This window comes from Roseateles sp., assembly GCF_031397715.1.
Lineage (GTDB): Bacteria > Pseudomonadota > Gammaproteobacteria > Burkholderiales > Burkholderiaceae_C > Paucibacter_A.
On sequence record NZ_JANNMI010000300.1, the window covers coordinates 1 to 3,735 of the forward strand.

The 3,735-nt window shown below is 69.3% G+C and carries 3 protein-coding genes; 2 read left to right on the forward strand and 1 reads right to left on the reverse strand.

The features are described 5' to 3' along the window. The first annotated feature begins 96 nt into the window (after positions 1–96). Together RMO57_RS12980 and RMO57_RS12985 are read left to right on the forward strand one after the other, a co-directional pair. Positions 97–687 (forward strand): ECF-type sigma factor, encoded by a 591-nt coding sequence (locus tag RMO57_RS12980; protein WP_310387237.1) that lies wholly within the window; start codon positions 97–99, stop codon positions 685–687. Further along, positions 687–3,440, forward strand: a complete 2,754-nt coding sequence (locus RMO57_RS12985; protein WP_310387239.1) for a serine/threonine-protein kinase — start codon at positions 687–689, stop codon at positions 3,438–3,440. Before RMO57_RS12980 ends, RMO57_RS12985 begins: the two co-directional genes overlap by 1 nt. Before the next feature lie 10 nt (positions 3,441–3,450). On the opposite strand, the gene RMO57_RS12990 is transcribed toward RMO57_RS12985, so the two are convergent. After that, positions 3,451–3,735: acyl-CoA thioesterase (locus RMO57_RS12990; protein WP_414896422.1), on the reverse strand; the 285-nt coding region annotated here is incomplete at its 5' end.

A 3,735-nucleotide genomic window follows, 5' to 3' on the forward strand; every position in this document is an offset into this window, starting at 1 on the left:
ACGTAGTCCAGCGGCCAGCGCGACAGCCTTTGCGCGTCTATTTCGGCCTCCCCCCGAATCAGGGGTGTCATGCTTGCCCCCCATAATCGCCCGCACATGCGCAACAGCCCACCCTCCGTCACCGAACTCTTGGCCAGTGCCAGCCAAGGCGAGGCCGGCGCCGTCAATGCGCTGTTCGAGCGGCTCTACCCCGAGATCAAACGGTCCGCCCGGGCCAGGCTGGCGCAGGCCAGCGGCGTGGTGGGCCTCAACACCACCGCCTTGGTGCATGAGAGTTGGCTGCGCATGGCCGACAGCGAAGGCCTCAACGGCAACTCGCGCGGCCAGTTTTTTGCCTATGTCGGCCGGGTGCTGCGTTCGGTCGTCGTCGACCACATTCGCGCGGCTGGAGCCGACAAGCGCGGCGGCGATGTGGGTGCCTTGCTGACGCTGTCGGCGGCCGCCGAGGTGGTGGCGCCGATCAGCTCAGCCGTCGAGCTGATCGCCATCGACCGGGCCTTGCTGCAGATGCAGCAACTCGACCCCGGCCTGTATGAGCTGCTTGAGATGATTGGGTTTGCCGGCACGCCGATGGCCGAGGTGGCGCAGCTGCGCGGGGTGGCGCGGCGCACCGTCGAGCGCGACCTGATCAAGGCGCGCGCCTTGATGACCGAGCTGCTGGGCGACAAGGCCGCGACCGTCTATTGATGGACGCCCAGCACTGGCAGCGGCTCTCCGGCCTGCTCGATGAAGCGCTGGATCTGCCCGAGCCCGCGCGTGCGCCCTGGCTGGCCACGCTCAGCGCCGCCGATGCGCCGCTGGCCGAGCAGCTGGCGCGCATGTTGGCCGCTCAGCCCGCCAGCCCTGCCGCCTTCGATGCCCTTTTGCAGCAAGCGCTGCAGCACGACGAAGGCGCGCCGGTCGGCGCCAACCCCGAGCTGGCCGGCCGGCGCATGGGTGCCTGGGCACTGCTGCGCAAGATCGGCGAAGGCGGCATGGGTCAGGCTTGGGCAGCCAAGCGCGCCGACGGGCTGTACGAGCAAGAAGTGGTGGTCAAGCTGCTGCGCGGCGACCTGCAGCAGGCCACATTGCAGGATCGCTTTGCGCGCGAGCGGGCGGTGTTGGCGCGGCTCAATCACCCCGGCATCGCCAAGCTGCTGGACGCCGGCATCGAGGCGGGCCTGCCATTTTTGGTGCTTGAATATGTAGACGGCCGCACGCTGACGGATCACGTGCGTGCCGCCTGCCCGACGGTGGCCGAGCGGGTGGCCTTGTTGATTCGCGTCGCGCAGGCGGTGGAATATGCGCATGCGCAACTGGTCGTGCACCGCGACCTGAAGCCGTCGAACGTGCTGGTCAGCTTTGCGGGCAACCCCAAGGTTTTGGACTTCGGCATCGCCGGCCTGCTGGACGATGAAGCGCCGGGTGAGCTGACGCGCCTCAGTGGGCGCGGCCTGACCCTCGGCTATGCCGCGCCGGAGCAGCTCAGCGGCGCGCCGATTGGCGTGGCGGCCGATGTGTTCACGCTCGGCGTGCTGCTGTTCGAGCTGCTGAGCGGGCGGCTGCCGTTCGCGGCCGAGGGCAAGTCGCGCGTCGCCGCCGAGCATGCCTTGCTGCATGAGGATGCACCGCGCCTCGGGCAATTACTCACTGAAACGAACAGCGGCCGGCCGGCTGACTTCGGCCGCGTGCGCGGCGATTTGGAAGCCATCGTCGCCAAGGCCTTGAGAAAGGATCCGACTGAGCGCTATGCCGGCGTCGGCGCCTTGGTCGATGACCTGCGGCTGTGGCTGGCGCAGCGCCCGGTCGGCGCACGCCGCGACGATTGGCGCCACCGCAGCAGCTTGTGGCTGCGCCGCAATGCCTTGCCGGCGGCCTTGGGCAGCACGCTGACCGTGGCGGTGTTGGCGGGGCTGGCGGTCAGCCTGGCGCAATGGCAGCGCGCCGATGCCGCCGCCCATCAGTCCGATCAAGTGACGCTTTACCTGACCGACCTGCTCGGCAGCGCCAGCCCCGACAAGCATGGCGGCGAATCGCCCAATGTCTTGCAGCTGCTGGAGAAAAGCCGCCAGGAGTTGGCCGACAAATTCAAGGACGAGCCGGCCACCAAGCTGCGCCTGCTGGAGGTGCTGAGCAAGACCTACGAGGGCCTGAGCCGTTACGACCTGGCGGGGCCCTTGGCGGAGGAGTGGATCGCGCTGACGGCCAAGGCCTACGGTGAAGATGACGAGCGCACCGTCAACGCGCGGCTCAAACTGGCGCAGATCTACACGCCGTCCGGCCCCTGGGACGGCGTGATCGCCCAGCTGGAGCCGCTGCGGCCACGCATCGCCAGGCTGTATGGGCCGCAGTCGGAGAGCATGCGGGAATTGCTGGCCGTGCTGGCCGACAGCCAAATGAAAACCGGCCGGCTGCAGGCCGCCGCGCAGACCTTGCACGAGCTCGGCGAGCTGACCGATCGTCTCTACCCGCCCGGCAGCTTTGAGCGCGCCTTTCACCACAATGCCGTCTCGATCCTCTATTCGGGCCAGGGCCGCTTCAGCGCTGCGCTGGCCGAGCTGCGCCAGACCGAAACGGCGCAGGCCAATGCGTCCACCGAGAACCTGCGCCATGCGCTGGCGCTGCGCCGCAACACCTGGGCGATGCAGATTCGGCTCGGTGACTACGAGCGCATTGAGGAGCGTAATTCGGCCTTGGCGGCCGCGATGGACCGCCTGCACGGCGCCGGCAGCGCGGCGCGGGCGCATCTGTACCCTGAAATGGCCCGTTATCACCACGACCGGGGCGAGTACGCGCTGGCCGTGGCGGCACGTCAGGCCTTCTTGAGCGCCAACAAGGGCACGCCCAAGCCAGCGCTGGCGGCCGCGCGCGCCGCACTCTTGCTGGCCCGCACGCTGGCCCATGCCGCGCCGCCCGCCGAGCTGGCCGCCGAGGCGCAAGCCTTGCTGGCGGCGGTGGACGCCGACGGCCGCCAGCTCGGTGCCTTGCGGCGGGCCGATGCTTGGCTGTCACTGGCGCGCACCGGCCTGCTGCTGGACGATCTGGCCTTGGCAGCCGCCGCTATCCAGCGCCTGCGAGGGGACGCCGAGCTGCATTTGCAGCAAGACCTCTGGCTGAACAGCCGCGTCGAGCAGGCCGAGGGCGAGCTGCTGCGCGCGCGCGGCGACTGGCAGGGCAGCGCCCAACTGCTGGCCCAGCGCGTGACCTTGCTGGACAGCAGCCCCGACAAGGCCGTGCCGGCAATCTGGCAGGCCCGGCTCGACCTCGCCACCAGCCTGGTGCTGATGGGCGACCCGGGCGCCGCCGCCGCGCTGGCGCTGGCCGCAAACGCCCGCCCGCCGCAAATGCCGAAGAACCATCCGCTGGACGCCGTGCAGCGCTACCTGGAATGGGTCGAACAGGGCGGGGGCAAGCAAACGGCCAAGCCGGCGCTGCCGCGCCACCTCAGCGGTATTTTTTAGCCGGCCGGTGCTACTGCTGAATCTGCCCGGCCACGGGCGCCAGCGCCGCCGGCAAATAGCATTCGCAGAATTCGGCCGGCATGCGGCGCGGCTGGCCGCTGCTGATGGCGATGCAGACCAGCTCCCAGCGGCCGCGCAAGACCGTGGCGTGGTCGCGGTCGCGGATCAGTTGGAAGCGCCGCTCCATCACCAGCCGCCCATCGCCGGGCAGCAACCAGGTGGCCAGGGTCAGTTCGTCATCGAGCACCGTGGGCAGCAGATAATCATATTCGCCACGACGAATCGCCATCGCACG

What these genes read in the sequence shown, in the direction of transcription:
- RMO57_RS12985 (WP_310387239.1), top strand. Translation starts at nt 687, where the DNA reads ATGGACGCCCAGCACTGGCAGCGGCTCTCCGGCCTGCTCGATGAAGCG.
- RMO57_RS12980 (WP_310387237.1), top strand. Translation starts at nt 97, where the DNA reads ATGCGCAACAGCCCACCCTCCGTCACCGAACTCTTGGCCAGTGCCAGC.